13 protein-coding genes are annotated in these 20,920 nt (G+C 55.3%); 7 read left to right on the top strand and 6 right to left on the bottom strand.

What is annotated here, in order from left to right; genetic code table 11:
* The first annotated feature begins 544 nt into the window (after positions 1-544).
* The 4 genes from CFELI_RS11785 (at position 545) to CFELI_RS11770 (ending at position 10,926) form a co-directional block, all read left to right on the top strand.
* On the top strand, positions 545-6,772 hold the full coding sequence (locus tag CFELI_RS11785; protein ID WP_277103831.1) for a DUF5979 domain-containing protein: 6,228 nt from the start codon (positions 545-547) through the stop codon (positions 6,770-6,772).
* Between the two features lie 264 nt (positions 6,773-7,036).
* On the top strand, positions 7,037-8,422 hold the full coding sequence (gene pta, locus CFELI_RS11780; protein ID WP_277103830.1) for a phosphate acetyltransferase: 1,386 nt from the start codon (positions 7,037-7,039) through the stop codon (positions 8,420-8,422).
* 3 nt (positions 8,423-8,425) lie between these two features.
* On the top strand, positions 8,426-9,622 hold the full coding sequence (locus CFELI_RS11775) for an acetate kinase (protein WP_277103829.1): 1,197 nt from the start codon (positions 8,426-8,428) through the stop codon (positions 9,620-9,622).
* A gap of 137 nt (positions 9,623-9,759) precedes the next feature.
* Positions 9,760-10,926 carry an HNH endonuclease gene (locus tag CFELI_RS11770; RefSeq protein WP_277103828.1) on the top strand — a complete coding sequence of 389 codons (1,167 nt, stop codon included), beginning with the start codon at positions 9,760-9,762 and terminating at the stop codon, positions 10,924-10,926.
* 62 nt (positions 10,927-10,988) lie between these two features.
* On the opposite strand, the gene CFELI_RS11765 is transcribed toward CFELI_RS11770, so the two are convergent.
* The 3 genes from CFELI_RS11765 to CFELI_RS11755 are packed head-to-tail and all read right to left on the bottom strand — an operon-like array spanning position 10,989 to position 15,585.
* Positions 10,989-13,256 carry a serine/threonine protein kinase gene (locus tag CFELI_RS11765; RefSeq protein ID WP_277103827.1) on the bottom strand — a complete coding sequence of 756 codons (2,268 nt, stop codon included), beginning with the start codon at positions 13,254-13,256 and terminating at the stop codon, positions 10,989-10,991.
* Complete coding sequence (locus CFELI_RS11760) at positions 13,253-14,230, bottom strand: transporter substrate-binding domain-containing protein (protein ID WP_277103826.1); 978 nt, start codon at positions 14,228-14,230, stop codon at positions 13,253-13,255. Before CFELI_RS11760 ends, CFELI_RS11765 begins: the two co-directional genes overlap by 4 nt.
* On the bottom strand, positions 14,230-15,585 hold the full coding sequence (locus CFELI_RS11755) for a GlnX family signal transduction membrane protein (RefSeq protein ID WP_277103825.1): 1,356 nt from the start codon (positions 15,583-15,585) through the stop codon (positions 14,230-14,232). Before CFELI_RS11755 ends, CFELI_RS11760 begins: the two co-directional genes overlap by 1 nt.
* A 47-nt stretch (positions 15,586-15,632) precedes the next feature.
* Between CFELI_RS11755 and CFELI_RS11750 the strand changes: the two genes are divergently transcribed.
* From CFELI_RS11750 to CFELI_RS11740, 3 genes are read left to right on the top strand one after another with little or no spacing between them, the layout of a single operon-like run.
* Positions 15,633-16,100, top strand: coding sequence for an NUDIX domain-containing protein (locus CFELI_RS11750; protein WP_277103824.1), 468 nt, complete (start codon positions 15,633-15,635; stop codon positions 16,098-16,100).
* On the top strand, positions 16,097-17,029 hold the full coding sequence (locus tag CFELI_RS11745; protein WP_277103823.1) for an ABC transporter ATP-binding protein: 933 nt from the start codon (positions 16,097-16,099) through the stop codon (positions 17,027-17,029). The genes CFELI_RS11750 and CFELI_RS11745 overlap by 4 nt, the downstream gene beginning before the upstream one ends.
* On the top strand, positions 17,029-17,793 hold the full coding sequence (locus tag CFELI_RS11740) for a multidrug ABC transporter permease (protein ID WP_277103822.1): 765 nt from the start codon (positions 17,029-17,031) through the stop codon (positions 17,791-17,793). The genes CFELI_RS11745 and CFELI_RS11740 overlap by 1 nt, the downstream gene beginning before the upstream one ends.
* Before the next feature lie 71 nt (positions 17,794-17,864).
* On the opposite strand, the gene CFELI_RS11735 is transcribed toward CFELI_RS11740, so the two are convergent.
* The 3 genes from CFELI_RS11735 to CFELI_RS11725 form a co-directional block, all read right to left on the bottom strand.
* Positions 17,865-18,329, bottom strand: a complete 465-nt coding sequence (locus CFELI_RS11735) for a hypothetical protein (protein WP_277103821.1) — start codon at positions 18,327-18,329, stop codon at positions 17,865-17,867.
* Positions 18,330-18,499: 170 nt separating this feature from the next.
* Positions 18,500-20,119 (bottom strand): monocarboxylic acid transporter, encoded by a 1,620-nt coding sequence (locus CFELI_RS11730; protein ID WP_277103820.1) that lies wholly within the window; start codon positions 20,117-20,119, stop codon positions 18,500-18,502.
* 40 nt (positions 20,120-20,159) lie between these two features.
* Entirely contained in the window at positions 20,160-20,501 is a 342-nt protein-coding gene (locus CFELI_RS11725; RefSeq protein ID WP_277103819.1) for a DUF485 domain-containing protein, read from the bottom strand.
* Positions 20,502-20,920: the final 419 nt, after the last annotated feature.

Here is a 20,920-nt window from a genome sequence, read left to right as displayed (position 1 = left end):
TCTTTTCTTTTCGGTGAGGGAATGTCGCTTATCGACGCCGTGGCTGCGGTGTATGTACCCAGGTGCTGTCGCAACTTTGAGTGTCACCAGCAGTTTTTAGGCAATGGGGGTTTAAAAGGGGGTAGGGAATGTGGTGCGAAAGCCGCCAACAAGATAAAAAAATCATAAGAATAAAAAGCGTCCACACTCACTATTTCTTAGAAAACGTTAAGATTTGCTGAGAGATTAGGTACTCCATGCCCTCTCATTGAGTGCTTAAGGGATTGGTTAACAAATAGAACCTTCGTTATTGAAGCAGGTTGTCGGTATGGGCCGTGGTGCAGCTTTGGAAAATTTGACACTAAAACGCCATCCTAGAAAAAAGTTGTCGCGAGAACAATGTTCTCAAGCCCAAGCTGAGAATCGACCTTAGAAAAATTGATAACTAGCCTTGCATAAAATTAGCCCAATGTTAATCTAATTTTCATAAGCATTTAGGCGTGCTTTTAGCTGCGCCTTGGTGCGAACGCATATTAGTACACGCTAATAGGAAGACTTTGTAGTGATGAATAAAAAGCGATCCGCAGGAGCAGACCGCGCCTTTTTAACGAAAGGTAGGCTGGTTCTTCTTCTCTGCGCAGTGTTGGCACTGATCGCCCAAGTGGTGGTTGTGCCCACGTTTTTCTCAGCGCCGCAAGCGCAAGCTGAGCAGCTTAATGAAAAAGTGAAGGTTGATATTGATCTGGCGACATCAGATGCCAGTGGCACGGAACAGGATTCCGGATTAATTCAGCAAACCAACTTGGCAAAGATGAAGTTTAAGTTTGACGCTTCGAATGCCTTGGTTGTTGAAGGTGACTATTTTGAAGTTCAACTACCCGAACATTTCAAATTGAATGGTGGGCAGAGCTTCCAGCCTTTCCCAATTACGATGTCGAATCCGAGGGCAGGTGGACCTTCGCCCCTGACGATTGGTACATGTAAGGGAGTGGAGCAAGGGGCAAAGCTTCAGTGTGTATTTAATGATGAGCCGGAGAAACTTCGGGCTGAGCGTTTTATGCCACTGACCGGTCGTGGTTTTGCTTTGTTAAGTGTGGATCAGTCGAGTACTGAAACTAGCCTTCCTTTTGTCATCAATGGAGAAACTAAGCAAATTCCGTTGCCTAAGGGCCAGGGGATTAAGGGCAAGCTCCCTGCTACCTACAATGACAGATTGGCGCTTTCTAAGTCTGTTAGTCCTTTTGGTGCAGTCGGAGGCAATGGCCAGCCTGTCGCGGGCACTGCTTGGTCGGTGCAGTTTAATACTCGTAGACTTCAAGAAGACTTGAGCAAGCGCGGTGACACCACAACTTTTGATGGGAAAACTGAGAATACAGTTACTCTTGTCGACTATCTCGGGCCGAAGATGAACTATTCGCTCAATGAGTCGCATCTTTTGTATTTCCAAAATAGTAAGTTTGATATTCCAGCGAAGCGAGTAGAGCTTGTTGGGGTGACAGGAACAGATAACACTGCGCAAGCGACTCAAGAAGGTCATGGCACTTTCAAAGTGCGCCTTGAAAAGGACGGCGCGGCATTAAAGATCGTTTTAACAGGACCTTTCCGTCCAGATGCTAACTACTCGGTGAGTATCCCCGTGAAGTTTGAGGGTGGTAAACCAACACCGGGTTTTGTCTACCGCAATAACGTCACGATCGAAGGTACTTCCTTAAATGCCACTGCATCGCGTAGTCAAACAATTGCCGCAGGTGCAGAAGCGGAAACTAAGCCAGGATATGCGAAATTAGCCATCGACAAGGAAATCGAAGGTAGCGGAATTAAGCATGTCTCAGACGGGCAGAAGTTTGAAGTTCATATTGACTACAAGTTCCCTGGTACCAATAACAATGGCACGTATCCCAATGTTGATGGGATGCAGCCATTTGAACAGCTCTATCCCGAGCAGGACGCCACGTACCCCAAGGTTAAATACAATGCGGACCGAACTGGCGGAACAATTAAGGTTGAGGTTCAAGCTGGCGTAAAACAGAATCCACTGTATCTTCCATACGGGACCAAAGTAACGATCTCTGAACCGAATCTTCCTGCCGTTGGCAACGTCGTCTGGGGTACTCCGACGTTTAGCAAGGATCAGGGTAACTTTGCTGCAGGTCCACTGGTAGCCGATATGCCAGACACGGATAAGTTTGTGAACGTGAAGGTGAAGAATCAAGCGCGTACAGAACTTGCCAAGCTCAAAGCAAAGAAAGTTGTTTATCGAGATGGCAACTTGGAGGCAGCAAATGCCGAGACCTTTAAGGTTTCTTATGCCTGTTCGGATGGTACTCAAGGGGCAGCGGATATTACTGGCAACGGTTCGGAAGTCGAACTTAATGATGTTGAGGTTGGCGCAACCTGTGTAGTGGCCGAAACTCAAGCCCCGAATGCTCCTGCAGGATACTTTGTCAATCTTGCTACACCACAGAATATTGTGGTTGAAGCTGGCGGTTCAGTAGTTGAGATTCGTAATGATTACAAGAAGTTCAGCAAGATTGTGGTGAAGAAGCGTTCCGTTGAGCACTTCGATGGCAATAATGCTGAAGTTGAAAAATTCTCGAACGAGGAATTTGACGTCACAGTAGTCTGCGGTGACCAACGATTCCCGATCAAGGTTCCGGCTAATAACGCTGCTGGTATCGAGGTTCCGAATCTTAAAGAAGGTCAAAAATGTACGATCACTGAAGATCGTGACACTTCCGAGCGTGGCTTGTACATCTTGACCCAAGAAGGCAACGATGAGCAGGTTACCGTCGGCGCAGCTGATCAAGATCCTGTTTCTCATACGGTCACCAATAAATACAAGCTGCCTACCGGTGGTTTCACACTGAACAAGAAGGTTCTTCCACGACCAGCTGATGCAGGTGCAGGCTTCCCCACAGAGTTTGAAGTGACTTACAACTGTGGGAACGCAGATGTCACTCGAAATGTCTCTGAAAACAACCCATTAGAGGTATCAGGAATTCCTTTGGGTTCGTCTTGTACATTGCAAGAAACCCAACCAGTAGGCGATGCTTGGAATACTCCAACTTCGAACTACGTTGGGCATGAATTCTCTGTTCCTGAAAACCGTGTGGTTGTCACTGGCGCTCCAGCTGAAAATGTGGTTACGCTGACCAACAAGTGGTCGGGCAAGACTGGTGTTATTCAGATCAATAAGATCGTTGATCCTGACATTGAAAGCGCCGAGCTGAAGGCTCGTAGCTACCCAGTTCGATACACCTGTGGTCAAACAACTGATGTTGTAAATGTGGTTCCGGGAACTCCATCGCAGGAAATTGAAGTTCCAGTCGGTGCCTGTACTTTTGAAGAAATTAATCAAGATGCATTGGTCAACGACGCTAAGGCAGCAGGTTACAACTTCAACAGTGTTGCAATTACCAATGCGGCTGATGGTTCTACCAACTTTGAAGTGCGCGAAAACGCCAAGCTTGAAGTAAATGTGACAAACGCATTTAGCAAGCGTGAAGCAACGTTGGTGTTGCACAAGGTAGTTGCTGGTCCGGCTATCGAGATCATTGATAGGGAAAACCCCAAGCCGAACCAGGCTGATGTTGATTTCACCTTTGATATCAGGTGTACTCCTGAAGTGGGCGCGGAATTCCGTGAGCGAGTTACCCTCAAACGAGGCGTGGATTCACAACCGGTTAAGGTTCCAGTTGGTACTTGTACAGTTGATGAAGAAGTCGTTGAAATCAAGGACATCCTTCCTGATACCTCGTGGGTTAGCAGTGACGGTGACAATGGTACGAGCGTAGCTACGACTCCTATTACATTCGAGACTGGTGACGCAAAGAAAGTCACTTTCACGAACACCTATGACGCACGATTCACAACGATTTTTGTACAGAAGAACGTAGAATTTGACAATGTGAATGGTGGCCTAGCTGAGCACTTAGCACTTGCTGCTCAACAGCATGACTTCAATTTCCAGTGGACTTGTGAGGATCCGCTTGCAGGGAATAAGACTGGTATGGTCACAGCGAAGGGTGATGGCAATCCAGTCCCAATCGTGTACCCCGGTGGTCGTTTCAGTGTTGGGACTACCTGTAAGGTTGATGAACAGCAAAATACGCGAGATATTAGTGGCTACGAATTTGTGACTGTGAATAAGGGTCAAAATGACCAAACCCACACGTTCACTAATACATACAAGCAAGCGCCTACCGAACTAAAGGTAGCGAAGATTGTTAACGCGATTCCTGATACTGAAAAGCCTCAATTGCCGACACTGTTTGACGCTACTCTGAAGTGTGAACTTGCAGGTCAGCCGTTGGCTGATCAGGAAATTGAGCTTCGGGCTGATCAGGAAATTACAGTGCCGCGTATTCCAGTCGGTGCGACCTGTCGTGTAGAGGAAAAGGCTGCAGGCTTTGTTGGCTACACCCACACCCATGACAATGGTGAAACCATCACTATTGGCGCCGGTGCCGAAAATAAGATCACTGTGACCAACACCTACGAGGCGCAGAAGTCTACCGTGAACCTGTCCAAGGTCGTCAACGGCACAGTGATTGATCGTATTAGCGGTGAAGGTCACCTTGATCAGGAATACAAGTTCCGTGTCCAATGCGAAACACTGTCGCGGGCACCATTTGCACCTGCTGAATACACAGTGACCCCGCGTACACCAGCGAAATTCGATGTTCCAGCTGGTAAGTGCACCGTCACTGAGGTTGATCCTGCGCAGATTGCAGGGGTGGATGCTGTAGTGTCCTCCGTGTTTACGCGTGGTGATGTTGCTTCGCCAAAGGTTGACGGTGCATCGAGCCAGGAATTCACCGTGGGTGATAAGGAAACACTGGGTGTGACTTTCACTAACACCTATAACAAGGATGTTGCTGAGATTGCGGTGAAGAAGAACATTGTTCTTGATGCTGTCAACGGTGGCACCCAGGCTGACCTTGAGAAGGCTGCGGAAGGCAAGAAGTTTAACTTCAACTACCGCTGTGAGGATGCAGTTGCAGGTGTTAAGGAAGGCACTGTGGCTGTAGCTGCAGGCCAGACTGTTTCCCTTGGCACGGTCAGTGTCGGCACCAGCTGCGAGATCAGCGAAGATGCGGACCCTTCGAAGACAGAAGTTCCAGGTTTCGAATTCCTTACTGTCAGCCCAGCACAAACCGTTGTGGTGGATGGGGCAAAGACTGTTGAATTCACTAATACCTACAAGTGGGCAGTAGCCGACGTCGTGGTGAAGAAGGCAGTCAACGTCAAGCCTGAAACTGCTCAGCCTAGCGTCCCAACCGCCTTCAAGGCGCAACTGGTGTGTACCCACAATGGTGCAGAATTTAGCCGTGACCTCATGGTCCCAGCAGGCGATGCTGGCCAGACTGTTGCAGGTATCCCATTGGGTGCCCGCTGCCACGTGGTTGAAGATATGGAGGCCGCGAAAGTCAACGGCATGAGCCTTGCACATAAGGCTGGTGCTGAAATTGTGGTTGGTACCGGTGCTAACGAGATTAGTCTGGAAAATAACTACACCGTGCTGGAAGATTCGGTTGTGGTCTCCAAGTCGGTGATTGGTAATGCTGCCGCGCTTGCGCCTGAAGCATTCACCGTGAATTACCAGTGCACCCCTGTTGTTAACAGCCCGCTGGGTGATGGTTTTGCACCAACTACGGGTACGTTGACCTTGAGCAAGGACAATAACTACCAGCAGTCGATTGAGCGTCTGCCCGAGGGTGAGTGTACTTTCACTGAAGATGTTGCCGCGGCACAGGCTCAATTTGCGGTGCTGGAAGCAACATCCACCCCGGCTGATGGTGTGGTGCGTATCAGCGCGGCACCGTCTGCTACTGCTGAGGTTGCGTTGGTGAACAAGTACAGCACGGAGTTTGCGACATTCCAGGTTGCTAAGAAGCTTGCCGGTGATCTTCCTGCTGATGCTGCGCAGCAGAAGTTTGAGTTTAAGCTGCGCTGCACCGATCCGATTGCAGGTGAGGTCACGGAAACCCTGCTGGTACCAGGTGACGGCACCCCAGTTGCCACCGCGAAGTCCTTTGCCAAGGGCGCGCGTTGCGAGGTGACAGAGAATCTCGATTCCGCGCAATTTGCAGGTTACACACTCGGCGAGGTTGCCCCTGCTGTGCTTGACGACGCCGCCCGCAGCATCACCATCACCAACAGCTACACCCGTGATGTGGCCCCACTTGCGGTGGTCAAGACGGTAACAGGTGAGCAGAAGTGGGCGTCGCAAAGCTTCGACTTCACCTACACCTGCCGCGACGGACACAACAACGTGGTCGCTGAAGGACGCGTCCTAGTGCCAGGTGACGGCACCGAAACCATCCTCAATGCCGCAGTGCCCACCGGTGTGAAGTGCACCGTTGCCGAAGACGAAGCCAAAGCCAAGCGCGACGGCTACTCGCTCAAGGCAGAAGCACCCAAGACCGTGGAGGTAGCAGTTAAGGACAGCAAGGTCGTGGTGCATTTTGAAAACAAGTACACCAACCTCATCCCACTGCTGGGTGTTCTCGCCCTGATCCCCATCGGTGCAGGCATCATCGCCCTGCTGCCAAAGCTGCCAGAAAACGCACAACCACAGCCACCAGCTGAAGGTGTGCAGGTAGCGCCAGCAACTCAGTCTGCCCCAGAAGCGGGCAAGGCTAAAGTGAAAGGTCAGGCAAAGGATCAGCCACAACCTGAATCCGCCAAGCCACAACTCGCCGAAACCGGCGCGAACGTGATCTGGCTACTGTTTGTCGCGTTGCTGCTCGTTGGTGCCGGAGCATTCCTCATGCGCCGTCGCAACCGCTAATAGCGCGCGTAACCTGTGACACAAATAAACACCCTTATGCTTTCACATACCGAGAAAGCATAAGGGTTTTTTTATGCGTTAAGCAGCAGTTTTCTTCAGGCGCGTTTGGGTGCTGAAAATACGGATCGATAAAAGTTGCGAGAGTGTATGTGTTGTAGATGACGAACCTGTAAACTTATGGGTTGATTCACACCCGCGAAACTCTTTGCTGGGTGACAATACTGTTGAAAACACAGCCCATAACACTTCGGAAGGGATCTTCACGTGACCCAGGCTCAAAACACCCGCCGCTCTGTTCTTGTCACCACCGTTGGCCGACCATTCGTTGAGTCAGAAGTAGAACAACTCGCCCAGCACCTCAACGTCACCATCCGCCCACTCGTGGACGGCGAACCCACCATCGCCAACGCGCTCGCCCACGCCACCGACGAAGCAGTGCTCTACACCGGCACCGGCAACTACAACTTTGACCTGCGCGCCGCCGCCGCACTGGGCGTCGGTGTCATCGTTCTCGCCGACACCGACGAACTCGGCGTGAAACTAGCCCGCACCGAAGCTGAAGAACTCGGCGCCGTGCTTATCGACGTCGCCACCGAAACCCCTGATTACGCCGCGCTCGCCGCAGCAGTCGCCACCACCGACGTCGAGGTCGTCATGAACGCCGACGTCTTCGAGCACTGGCTTTTAGCCAAAGCCAAAGAGAAGCGCGCCCACATCGTCCTGCCCGAAGGCGACGACGACCGCATCCTCACCGCCGCTGGCCAACTACTGGCCGAAGACGTCTGCGAACTGACCATTCTTGGCAACCCCGACTCTATTAGGGAACGCAGTCAGGAACTCGGGGTGGATCTCAGCAAAGCACAACTGCTCGATCCCGATCACAGCCCACTGCGCGAAGAGTTCGCCGCCGACTTCTTCGAACTGCGCAAACACAAAGGTGTGACTGAAGAATCCGCCCACGAAACCATGGGCGACATCTCCTACTTCGCCACCATGATGATCCACAAAGGCCTTGCCGACGGCATGGTCTCTGGTGCTGCCCACACCACCGCCCACACCATTAAGCCTTCCTTCCAAATCATCAAAACCCAACCCGGCGCCTCCGTTGTCTCCTCCATCTTCCTCATGGTGATGCGCGGACGCCTCTGGGCCTTCGGAGACTGCGCGGTCAACCCCAACCCGACTGCCGAACAACTCGGCGAAATCGCCGTGGTCTCCGCACGCACCGCCGCCCAATTCGGCATCGAACCCCGCGTCGCCATGCTCAGCTACTCCACCGGCACCTCCGGCACCGGCCCCGACGTCGACCGCTGTGTTGCCGCAGTCAACCACGCCCGCAGCCTCGATCCAGCCGTGCTTGTCGACGGCCCGCTGCAGTTCGACGCAGCCGTCGACCCCGGCGTCGCAAAGAAAAAAATGCCCGAATCTGCCGTTGCCGGCCAAGCAAACGTCTTCATCTTCCCAGACCTCGAAGCAGGCAACATCGGCTACAAAACCGCCCAGCGCACCGGCCATGCACTCGCAGTTGGCCCCATCCTGCAAGGTTTGAACAAGCCCGTCAACGACCTCTCGCGCGGCGCAACCGTACCCGATATCGTCAACACCGTCGCCATCACCGCCATCCAAGCAGCAGGTATGAAGGAGTCCTAAACCATGGCACTCGTCCTCGTCCTCAACTCCGGATCATCCTCCATCAAATTCCAACTCGTCGACCCCGACCAACACGCCACCGACGACCCCTTCGCCTCCGGACTCGTCGAACAAATCGGAGAACCCCACGGACGCATCACCCTAAAACACAACGGTGACAAACACGTCCTCGAAGCCCCCATCAAAGACCACTCCGCAGGCCTCGACCTCGCCTTTAACCTCATGAGCGACGTCGGCTGCGGACCCACCGACGTCGACCTCGTCGCCGTCGGCCACCGCGTCGTCCACGGCGGCATCCTGTTCAGCAAACCCGAAATCATCACCGACGAAATCGTCGACATGATCCGCGACCTCATCCCCCTGGCACCCCTGCACAACCCCGCCAACATCGACGGCATCGACGTCGCCCGCAGCCTACTGCCCAACATCCCCCACGTCGCAGTCTTCGACACCGGCTTCTTCAACGGCATGCCACCCGCCGCAGCCCTCTACGCCATCGACGCACAAACCGCCATCAACCACGGCGTCAGACGCTACGGCTTCCACGGCACCAGCCACGAATACGTCTCCCAGAAAGTCGCCACCCTATTAGGGAAACCAGCCGAAGACATCAACCAAATCACACTGCACCTCGGCAACGGCTCCTCCTGCGCCGCCATCCAAGGCGGACAACCCATCGACACCTCCATGGGCATGACCCCACTCGCAGGACTCGTCATGGGCACCCGCTCCGGCGACATCGACCCAGGCATCGTCTTCCACCTCCACCGCACCGCCGGCATGAGCATCGACGAAATCGACACCCTGCTCAATAAAAAATCCGGCGTCAAAGGCATCGCAGGAGTCAACGACTTCCGCGAACTGCGCAGCATGACCGACGAAGGCAACCAAGACGCCTGGCTCGCCTACAACATCTACATCCACCAACTCCGCCGCTACATCGGCAGCTACATGATCGCACTCGGCCGCGTCGACGCCATCACCTTCACCGCAGGCGTCGGCGAAAACGCAGACTTCGTGCGTGCCGACGCCCTCGACAACCTCCAGATGTACGGCATCATAATCGACCCCGAGCGCAACAAAATCCGCTCCGACCAACCCCGACTCATCTCCACCGACGACTCCACCGTCCAAGTCTGGGTCGTCCCCACAAACGAAGAACTCGCCATCGCCAGATACGCAAAACAGCTGGCCAGCTAACAAAAACCCCAACCACACCCGGTTGGGGTTTTCCCATGAGACTGAAAAAACACCCAAAACGTTCCCAAAAATAGCAGTGTTTCTTCTCACGCCATTTCGAGTTGAGAACCCCTAATAGGGGGATTTAAATCAAAACTATGAACCTCGTCGAACGCCACGCCCAACTCGCCCCATTAGGGGCGCAGCTCGTGCTTGAAATCCAAGACAACAAGTGGACCAAGCACGAACTCGCGCTGGAGCTCGACATCGCATTAAGCCGCGCCTCCCAACTTTTCAACATTGCAGACACCCTCGGGCGCGCAGAACTCGAAACAGCCGCAACCCACGGCTACAGTATCGATAGGTTGCGTGAGATTGCCGGCGTCGGCAAGCGACTGACCAACCCCAACATCGACCCGGCGCAACTGCGCGCCGAACTCATCGACACCTGCAAAAACTTCAGCCACAACGACACAGCAACCTACATTCGAGCCCACATCAAACAACTCAACGAAGGCTACGAAAAACACCGCGCCTGGTTCGTGCGCTACTCCGGCAACCCCGACGCCGACGGCATGAAATACATCATCGCCAAACTCCCCGCAGCCCACGTCGACCGCATCCAAGCCATACTGACTCCACACGCGCGCACCCACGCCGCCAACGGCGACGCAGTCAGCGAACAAGAAGGCCACGCCCTCGCCCTCTACACCACCATCACCAACCCCACCCCAACCCACGAACACACAGAACACTGGGAAAACCCCAACAACCCACGCGACCTACGCTACCGCCCCTGCATCCTCGTCCCCCTCGACGACGCCCACGCACTCGAAGCGGGCAAAGTAGTCAGCACAGACGGCACCGTCCTCTCCATTAGGGAATTGGTCGACGAACGGGTGCGCGAACTCGGCTTCGCTGTCGCCTGCTACCGCGGCGAAGACGGCGTCGCCCGCGCCCAACAAACCTTCGAAATCAAACGACTCGCCGACGCCGACGACCGCTTCCTCAGCATCATCAACCACCTCGTCTGCCAACAAGCAGACTGCAACACCAACGCCATACGCTGCGACATCCACCACATCACAGCCTTCGCCCGCGGCGGGGCAACCACCCTCGACAACCTCTGCCCGCTGTGCCACACCCACAACCTGCACAACGACGACAACCCCACCCAACTCACACACGGCTACGTCTTCCGCGACCACACAACCGGGCTAGTCTGGTACCGCGACTACCGCGGCAACATCAGACGCAACCGCCACGAAGCACAACAATACAACGCCGAAGCCTACGCACACCGCGTCATCGGCCCACCCACCTAGCAAGCTTCACGACGCCCACACACGCCCCCGCCCCACACGGCGCCGGGGCTAGACGTCGTGCATTAGAACCACGTGCGCGGCCGAACCTTATTAGCCATATCCACCAGCTGATACCGGTGACTCGCCGACGGCGCACTACGCGCCTGCAAACGCAAACACCGCTCCAACCCCACCCGCAAACCCTCCTGAGTAAACGGAAAATCAAACACATCATTCTTACTCGCCGCCGCCTGCAAACCCTCACGACGCAGCCACCCCAATGCCCCATTAAGGATCGCAATCTGCAACTGCAGAAAACGCGGCTCGTTTGTGGGGATCTGCTCTAATCGGCGGGCGGCGCGGCGGATGCGTTGCTCATTAGGGGTTCCGGCGATCAGATACAGGATGGATGTTAGTTGCGCCATGCGATGGTGCATGGAGGCGGTGGGGACTTGGTCGAGAGCGGTGACTGCCATGTCTACCTGGTTTTCGGCAGCAAGCTGTCGGGCGAGTCCGAATGCGGAGCTGACGGTGGTGGGGTTGGTTGCCCACACGAGGGCGTAGAGGTAGATGGCTTTGTAGCGCAGGGCAACGGGGTCGTGGGTGAGGTTGTTCCACAGCCCGGCCATGTTGTGGACGACGTCGCCTTTAAGCGTGGCGGCTTCAATGGCGACTTCGGGTGTCAGCAGGCTGGTGTTGGCCAGTCCTTGCTTATTAAGGATTATTTCGCTGACTGCGGCGCGCGCAAGTTTGGGGGCTGCTTCGCCGGGCAGGATGTTGAAGACTTGGTTGAAGGCGGTTTGGGCGTGGGTGTAGTCGTCGAGAAGCAGGCTGGTGATGCCTTCGTACCATTGGAAGCGCCATTCGTCGCCGAGGTCGGGGCGCAGGGTTTCCAGCCAATGTGCTGATTCTTTGGTGAAGCCGAGGTCAAGCAGGCTGCGCACGATGCCGAGGGGGATTTCTTTGCTGCCAACAAATTCCTCTAATAAGAGGGCTTCGCGCATCGTCTCCAGCGCCTCGGAGGGCTCGGTATAGTTCGATCCGGCGATCATGGCTGCGCCGGGGTCGTTGCGGTCGAGCAGTGGGATGTGGAGGGCGGCGACGACTTCGGGGGGTGTGATGGAGGCGTTGCGTGTGATGCCGTCGATGAGTTGGTCGGTTTTGAACACCATGTGTTTGGTGCCGAATGTGGAGCGTTGGGGGGAGAACAGTGAATGTTGGGCGGGGTATTGTTGCCCGTTGTGGATGGCGAGGTATTCGCGCAGTACGCCGTAGAGTTGGGTTTCGATTTCCCTAATAGAGGAGAAGCGTTTCGACGGCGTGGGGTCGCAGGCGCGCTTTAATAGGCGGTGGTAGCTGAGGTAGTTGGCGAAGAGGGGTTCGTCGTCGGGTTCGGGGAGGCTGTCGTTGTAGTGTCCGTCGGTGATGGGGAGGTTGATGGTGAGTGTGGCGAGGGTGCGTCCGATGGTGTAGATGTCGCTGGCGACGCTGGGTCCGTGGGTTGCGACTTCGGGTGCTTGGTAGCCTTTGGTGCCGAAGATATAGCCGAATGCGCCGATGCCGGAGACGGCGCCGAGGTCGATGAGTTTGACTTGGTCTTCGGTGGCGATGATGTTGTCGGGTTTGAGGTCGTTGTAGACGACTCCGCGGGAGTGCAGGTAGTCGAGGGCGGGGAGGATTTCGAGGATGTAGCCGATGGCGATGTCGATGGTGAACAGCTGGTTTTCTTGTTCTTTTTTCAACTCGCGTAGCGACGGGCCGGGCGCGTACTCCATGACGATGAGCCCGCCGTCGACACGCTCGTCGTCGATGAAGTTGTAGGCTTTGACGATCACGGGGTGCGTGATGTCGGCTAAAAATTCGCGCTCGGCGGCGGCCGCACTGTGATCGCGCGGGTTGGTGTTCATCATGCTTTTGAGCACGACGATGCGCCCGGAGACGTTGCGGTCTTCGGCGAGGTAGATCCAGCCCATGCCGCCGTGGGCGATGATGCCGAGGATTTCGTATTGGTCGGCCACAACATCCCCCTTATTAAGGGCGGGGGCGACGACCCCGGTGATGTCGTCGGGGTTGAGGAATTCGGTTTCCTTAATAGGGACGAAGGGCAGGTGCACCATCCCATTAGCGACGGCGCGGTCGCCGCGTTGGGTGGCGCGGCGTTGACGGAAGGTGGTCAGTGCTTCGTTGCGGGAGCGTTCGGAGGGGTCGATGGGGGTGGGGTGGGGGATGTAGGTGTCGTCGGTGTCGTCGTCGAAGGGGTTGAATGTGGTTGCGGTGGTGTGTGCGCTGGTGTCTTCGTCGTCGAAGGGGTTGTAGGGGACGGCTTGGGTGTGCTCATTGGGTGTGCTCATTGGGCTGTCTCCTTGCGGTAGTTGAGGGCAGGTGGGGATTGGTAGGGCAGGTAGTCGCCGAACCAGGTGTCGAAGCTGTGCTGCCAGGTGCCGTCTGTGAAGATGCGTTCGAGGGTGGCGTTGATTTGGCGGATGAGTCCGTCGGTGGGGTGGCGGCGGCCGGATTTTGCGATGGCGATTCCGTAGTGTTCTTTGTTGAGCGATTCGCCGACGATGGTGGTGGAGGGGTCTTGGGCGGCCATGCCGGAGAGGATGGTGTCATCGGTGATCACGGCTTTTGCCTGGTTTTGTTGGAGGGTGATCAGGCAGTCGGCGGAGGATTTGACTACAACAAGGTCGGAGTGTGGGGCGCGGGCGCGGGCGTGGGCGGCCCCGGTGGAGGTGTCGGTGACGCAGATGGGGTGCCCGTCGACGTCGTCAAGCGTTATGATGTGGGAGGATTTGTCCACAAGCATGCGGGTGTTGCCGGTGAAGTAGGGGGTGGAGAAAAATACTTGGTCTTGCCTGTTGCGGGTGATAGAAATGGTGCGCATCGCCACATCGATGTGGTTTTTTTCTAATGCCAGCACCCAGTTGCTGGAGTCGATGTAGCGAAATTCGATCTTATTAGGGTCACCGAAAACATCGCGGGCGATTTCGCGCGCAATGTCGACTTCGAATCCGTGTAGTTGTCCGCTGGTGGGGTCGCGGAAACTTAACAGGTTTTGCGACTGGTCCACCCCAACAATCAGCCGCCCGCGCTCAACAATGTGTGGCACGCGTTCGGCGGGGCTGCGCGAATCGGGCCGCAAACTCCCTAATAGGGGGGCGGTGCTTGGCTCGGTTGCGGGTTTGTCCCCGGGTTTTTCGATGGTGGCGCCTTGGGGGAGGGGTTGGTAGACGGTGGGTGTGGGTGGGGTGTCGGGTTGTGGGGTGGGGGTGGCGCAGCTGGTGAGCAGGAGTGCGGTGGCGATGATGCTCAGGGGGTGTCGCATTAGAGGTACTCCTGTAGTCGGGGGCGGATTCCGATCCAGAGGGAAAGTACGGAGATGATCGAGAGCATGAGCACGATGGTGGACACGAGGGTGGATGCGGCGATTCCTTGGTTGATGTAGGAGCGCATGGTGGTGCGGGTGTCGTCGATGAGTTGTGCGAGGTTGGTGTCGAGTTGGGTGTAGGACTGGGCGTTGGTTGTTTCGAGTGCGAGTGCTTGTGCTTGTTCGTAGTCGCCAGCGTTGAGCTTGTCGACGAGCGCAGCGTGGGCGCTGGCCCAGGTGTCTAGTGCTTGTTCGGCATCCTGTGCGGTTTGATTGGAAAAACCTTGCAGTGATTCCCTAATAGAGTCGGCGGTGGTTTCGAAGTTTTTGTTTGAGTTTTCCAATGATTGCCGCCAGACGAGTGCGAGCATTTCGTTGGTGCGGGTTTGTTGGGCGTCGATGCGTGCTTTGATGAGGGCTTCGATGGGGGCGGATGCTTGGTTGTAGGCTTTAGATCCGGCGTGCCAGGTGATGACCCCTGTGGTGACGACCCAGCTGGTGGCGAGCAGCATGAGGAGGAAGGCGGTGAGCATGCCTTTGTTGAGGCGTCGGTTGGTGAGGGTGGCGAGCCAAAATTGTGCCACTATTAGGGCGGTGAGGGCGGCGATGAGTCCGGAGATGGGTTGCCAGAGGGGTTGGGTGAGTGCTTGTTGTTGTTCTTCGACGTCGTGGCTGGTGAGTTGGTAGAGGCGGGAGGCGGCGGGCAGCATGTGTTCGCGCATGAGGGTGGATGCTTCGGACATGTAGGCGACTCCGACGGGGTTTTGTTGGCGGTTGTTGGCCCAGGCGGTTTCGACGAGTCCGGTGTAGATGGGTAGTTGTTGGGAGAGTTGTTGGATGAGCCGCATTTCTTCGCTGTCGGGGTTGTTGATTCCGTTAGCGGTGGTGGCGATGGCGCGGGCGGCGCGTTGGTAGGCGTCGGTGTAGTTGTTGCGGGAGGAGTGTGATTCGATGCCTGCGAGGACGAAGCCGGAGCTGGCTGCGGTGTTGGCGTAGCTGAGGGAGGAGTAGATGTCGTGTGCCATGTAGGACACGGGTTCGGTGTTGTTGATGAGGGTGTCGAAGTCTTTGCGGCGGTCGGCTGCGATTTGGCTCATGGATATGCCTGCAGACAGGGTGAGGATTGACAGCAGCATGATCACGGCGGTGATGGTGCCGGGGGTGGTTTTGGCGAAGCGGATGAATTGGCGGGCCCATTCGCGGGGGAAGTTGATGTAGCTGTGCCAGAGTTTGCGGGCTGCGCTGCGGGTGTGTGTGCGGTGGTCGAGCCAGCGGTCCTGGATGTCATCTGGCAGGATTGTTGGTGTTTCCATGTGCGTTCACGTTTTCTGGCGTTGTGGTTTGTTGGTAAGTATATAGTGTGCGGGAGGTTGGACAGGTGTTGGGGGATGGTGATGGTTGGGTTGGCCAGCATTGGGGTCGTTTTGGGGCGGCGGGTTTGCTGCTTATCGACGTCGCCACGATGTCCGTTTTATTACAGCATCGTGCGTCGTGGGTGGTGCAGGGTGATACGTGGGCGCTGCCTGGGGGTGCTAGGGATTCTCATGAGACGTGTACGCAGGCGGCGTTGCGTGAGGCGCAGGAGGAGTGCGGCATTGATGTGGCGAAGGTGCGCGCGCACAAGGAGGTGACGACGTTTCGCGCGCCGGGCTGGAGCTATACGACGGTGGTGGCGACGTGCGTCGATAGGCTTGATGTGGTCCCTAATGGGGAGTCGCATGAGTTGCGGTGGGTGCCGGTGGATCTGGTACCTGAGTATGATTTGTTGCCCGCGTTTAGGGCTAGTTGGGCGGCATTGAAAGTTCATGTGGCAGAATTAACAGCATGATTGAAGTGCGAGGTTTGACCAAGCAGTATGGAAATGTTCGGGCGGTTGATGATTTAACTTTCACCGTTCAGCCTGGGATCATTACGGGTTTTTTGGGCCCTAATGGGGCGGGTAAGTCGACGACTATGCGCATGATTTTGGGTTTGGATACGCCCACGGCGGGGTCGGCGTTGATTGATGGTGCGCCGTATTCGAGTCTGAAGAACCCATTAGGGAAAGTGGGGGCTTTGTTGGATGCGAAGGCGTTGCATCCGAATCGGAGTGCGGCGAATCATTTGAAGTGGATTGCGCAGGCTAATGGGATTCCGACGTCTCGGGTGCGTGAGGTGCTTGATTTGGTTGGTTTGTCGAAGGTTGCGTCGAAGAAGGCTGGGGGGTTTTCTTTGGGTATGGGTCAGCGTTTGGGTTTGGCTTGTGCTCTATTAGGGGATCCGGAGATTTTGATTTTGGATGAGCCGGTGAATGGTTTGGACCCGGAGGGTATTCGGTGGGTGCGTGAGTTTTTGCGTGCGCTGGCTGCTCAGGGGCGGACTATTTTGGTGTCGTCGCATTTGTTGAGTGAGATGGCGCAGACGGCGGATCATTTGGTTGTGATTGGTCAGGGTCGTTTGGTTGCTGATTCTTCGACTTATGATTTTATTAAGCAGAATTCTTCCTCCCATGTGATTGTTCGTGCCAGTGATATTGATGTGTTGGCGAATTCTTTGGCTGATCAGGGGCTGGTTTCTTCTCGTGAGTTGGATGAGGAGGGGCGTGAGCGCTTGATTGTTGAGGGGGTGTCGACTGATCAGGTGGGTCAGGTTGCGTTTAGTTATGGGGTGTCGTTGTTTGAGTTGTCGGAGCGTCGTGCGTCTTTGGAAGAGGCGTTTATGGAGATGACTGGGCATACTGTCCAGTATCAGGCGAGCTTGAAGCAGGAGGGCGCATAATGCTGAATACGATTCGTTCTGAGTGGACTAAGCTTTCGAGCACGAAGGCGTTGTATTGGACCACGGGTGTGTTTGTGGCTTTGTGTTGGCTGTATGCCGGCATTGTGGGCTATAACGTGGAGCCTGATCCGACGGCGTTGGGTATTCCGATTTTGTATCCGGCGCAGGTGTTGGCGGCGGTGAGTTCGTTGGGTTTGATCGTGGTTGCTATTCAGGCAATCATGGTGTTCACTGCGGAGTATCGCCATAATTATGCGTCGGTGACTTTCCTGGCGACGCCGAATCGGGTGCAGGTGACGGTGGCGAAGTGGGTGCTGTATTCGGTATTTACTGCGGTGTTGACGTTTGTGACCACGATTGGTGCGCTGTATGTGGCGAAGATGTTGGCAAGTGATGTTGCTAGTTCTACGCTGCGTGTTTTTGAGGACGATAATGTGCGGCGTTACTTGTGGATGTTGCCGTTGGCGAATGTGTTGGCGGTGACGTTCTCCCAGGGTGTGGCGATGTTGCTGCGTCAGACAGCGGGTGCTGTGGCGTTGATGAGTGTGTGGATTGTGGCGTTGGAGAACTTGCTGGGCTTGATCCCGAAGGTGGGCGAGTATGTGGTGAAGTACGGCCCGTTTTCTAACTTGTTTGCGTTTAGCGCCCGAAAGTCAATTGTTGATATTCCGTGGGGGCATGTTGGTTCGGGTGTGTATTTCATGATCTGGGCTGCTGTGTTGCTGATCGCGGGCATGTGGATGATCAAGGTTCGCGACGCTTAAACTGCTTATCGACGTCGAAACCCTCGCTGACCGTAATGGTTGCGAGGGTTTTGTGTTGGCGTCGATACGCTCTAAAGCGGGTCATAGAGGAAGCGTGCTGCCAGCCTGCAGAAGGGGCGGGTTTGCATGAGGATGAGCATCAGCCCGACTATCCAGGAACAGACGATGGCGGACCAGTGCAGGTCGAAGCCGGAATATTCGGCGACGACGGGCAGCACCATGAGGTTGATGCTGAGGAATACTGCGGACATGCGTAATGCGGTGATCCACAAGACAGTGTGGCGTTGTTTTGCAAAGCCCATGAGCAGTGCCCACGCGTAGGCGGAGGAGTAGACCGACATAGTGAGGATGATGCTGAGCGCGGTGGAGAAGAGCAGGTCGATCAGTGCGCCTTTGCTGCCGATGTCGGAGGTGGTGGCGATGATGGTGAGGGGGAGTGCGTTGATGAAAAAGCACAGTGCGCGCGCCCATTTGTGCATCCTAGGAGGGGCTCCTTCGAGGATGTCGTGGGTGTCATGGACGAGTGTTGATGCCACAACTGCTCCTTCCATGGTGTGATGCAACATCGTGTACACGTGGGGTATCTAGACCCACCATAGACTATTGGCAATCAATCTTGTCAAAGGTTTAGATTTTTAAGGGTGCCCTTTAAGTAAAGCATTGAGATTTTCTTAAAAAGCACCCACGATTGAGGGGGAAACCGCTGCTAGTGGCTGACGGGCTTCGCCAAACCCACACCGGTGAGCGAACGCACTTCCATCTCCGAAGCCTGCAGCTGCAGATTATCCGGCTTGCCTACAATCGAGCCGATCGCGCCGAGAATAAAGCCAGCTGGAACCGAAATGATCGCAGGGTTGGTCAGCGGGAACCACGCAAAATCAACGCCCGAGAACATGGAAGTTTCGGCACCAGAAACAGCAGGGGAGAAAATAATCAACACCACTGCGGTGATCAAACCGCCATACATCGAAAACAGTGCACCCGTGGTATTGAACTTACGCCAGTACAGCGAGTACAAAATGGTGGGCAAGTTAGCCGAGGCGGCAATCGCAAGCGCAAGGGTAACAAGGAAGGCAATATTTTGGCCCATCGCCCCAATACCCAACACGATCGACAGCACGCCAATGACCACCACCGTAATCCGAGAGACGCGCACCTGCTCCTCTTCAGTCGCCTGCCCTTTGCGCAGCACCGAATTGTACAAATCGTGCGCCACAGATGCGGATGCGGAAATGGTCAAGCCTGCAACCACCGCCAAAATAGTGGCAAAACCAATCGCGGAGACAATGGCCATGAAGAAGGATCCACCCACCTTTGCAGCCAGCAACAGCACAGCGGAGTTACCGCCACCGGGTGCGGCCTTAATGGTCTCAGGGCCAACCAGCGCGGCAGCACCAAAGCCCATGATCACAGTGAGGAGGAAGAACAGCGCAACAATGCCGATCGTCCACGTCATGGAGTTGCGGGCAACCTTGGCCGAAGGCACCGTGTAAAAACGCATCAGTACGTGCGGAAGCCCAGCCGTGCCCATCACGCAGGCGATACCGAGGGAAATGAAGTCGATCTTGGTCAGCGTCGACTTGCCATAGCGCAGACCAGGGCCGAGCACATCAGCACCCTGCGGGTGAGTAGCAGCAGCGCCTTCCAGCACGGTATTAAAGCCACCCTTGAGGGCCCAGAACGTCATCAAACTAATCGCCAGCGAACCACTGACCAGAAGCACAGCCTTAATCATCTGCACATAGGTGGTGCCCTTCATGCCACCAACCAGTACGTAGATAATCATCAGCACACCAACGACAGCAACCACGCCAGCCTGCGCAGCCTTGCCACCAATACCTAAAAGCAGGGACACCAAACCACCGGCGCCAGCCATCTGCGCAATGAGATAGAACAACGACACCGACAAGGTGGTCACCGCAGCCGCAGTGCGCACAGGGCGCTGCTTCAAACGGAAAGAAAGCACATCGGCCATGGTGAAACGGCCCGTATTGCGCAGCGGCTCGGCCACCAACACGAGGGCAACGAGCAGTGCAATCAAAAAGCCAATGGAATAAACGAAACCATCGTAACCGTAGAGCGCAATTGCGCCGGTTACTCCCAAGAAAGCGGCGGCGGATAGATAGTCGCCGGAAATGGCGAGGCCGTTTTGCCAGCCAGAGAATGCGCCACCACCGGTATAAAAATCAGTGCCTTTTTGGGAGGTGGAGCGGGAGGTGCGCACCACAATGGTCATGGTGACGGCAATGAAGATGGCGAAAATGGAGATGTTGAGCACCGGGTTACCGGTATCGACTGTGCCTTGGGCAAAAAATGTGGAAGTCATGATTTACGGTCCTTATAACAAGCGTGTGACGAGGATGTGGTTATCCGCCGGGGTTTTCCATGCTGGCGCGGATAGCTTCGGTCGCTGGGTCGATGGTTTTATCGGCAAAGCGCACATAAGCCCAGGTGATCAAGCCTGCTGTCACAAACTGTGCGAGGCCCAAAATGATCCCAATGTTGATCACGCCCACCACGGGGGTTTTGACAAAGTCCGTGGCAAAGGTGGCGGTGATGATGTAGAAGAGGTACCAGGCCAAAAAGCCAATGGTGACGGGGAAGGCGAAGCCTCGGAAGCGGGAGCGAAGTTTGAGGAATTCAGGGCTGGTGGATACGGCGTGAAATTCCTCCGGGGTGGGAACGTGCCGTGTATCGGGGGTGGACACTGTGGTTTCTCCTTCGAGAGGGTGACAAAAAGAACTCCAGGAGACGCAACCCACAAGGACAATTCTGTGTTGCGCATCACTATTTGGTAGCTGACTTTAATTAGACATGAAAATATTTCTCTTGCCCACACTTTGGTAAAAAAATGATTTTTCCAGCACATATGACTAGCCTAAGGCTAAGGAAAGAAAATACGATTAGTGCTGCATACGTACTGCAGTGGCGGAGATCACTCTCACCGTGACCGCCCACAAAGGGGGTGATTGAATCTACCCCCATATCCACGACTAGATCGCATCACAGTTGTGTTTGGTTGCCCCGTACCCGATAGCTGGCAGTGGAATGTGTGGAAAGAGCAGTCACCCCCGAGCTGTCTTCAGCCCAGCAGGTGAAAACCGACGTGCGGTTATAAACGCTGCAT

The organism is Corynebacterium felinum, assembly GCF_030408755.1.
GTDB lineage: Bacteria > Actinomycetota > Actinomycetes > Mycobacteriales > Mycobacteriaceae > Corynebacterium > Corynebacterium felinum.
This window is presented reverse-complemented; position numbering and strand designations above follow the sequence as displayed.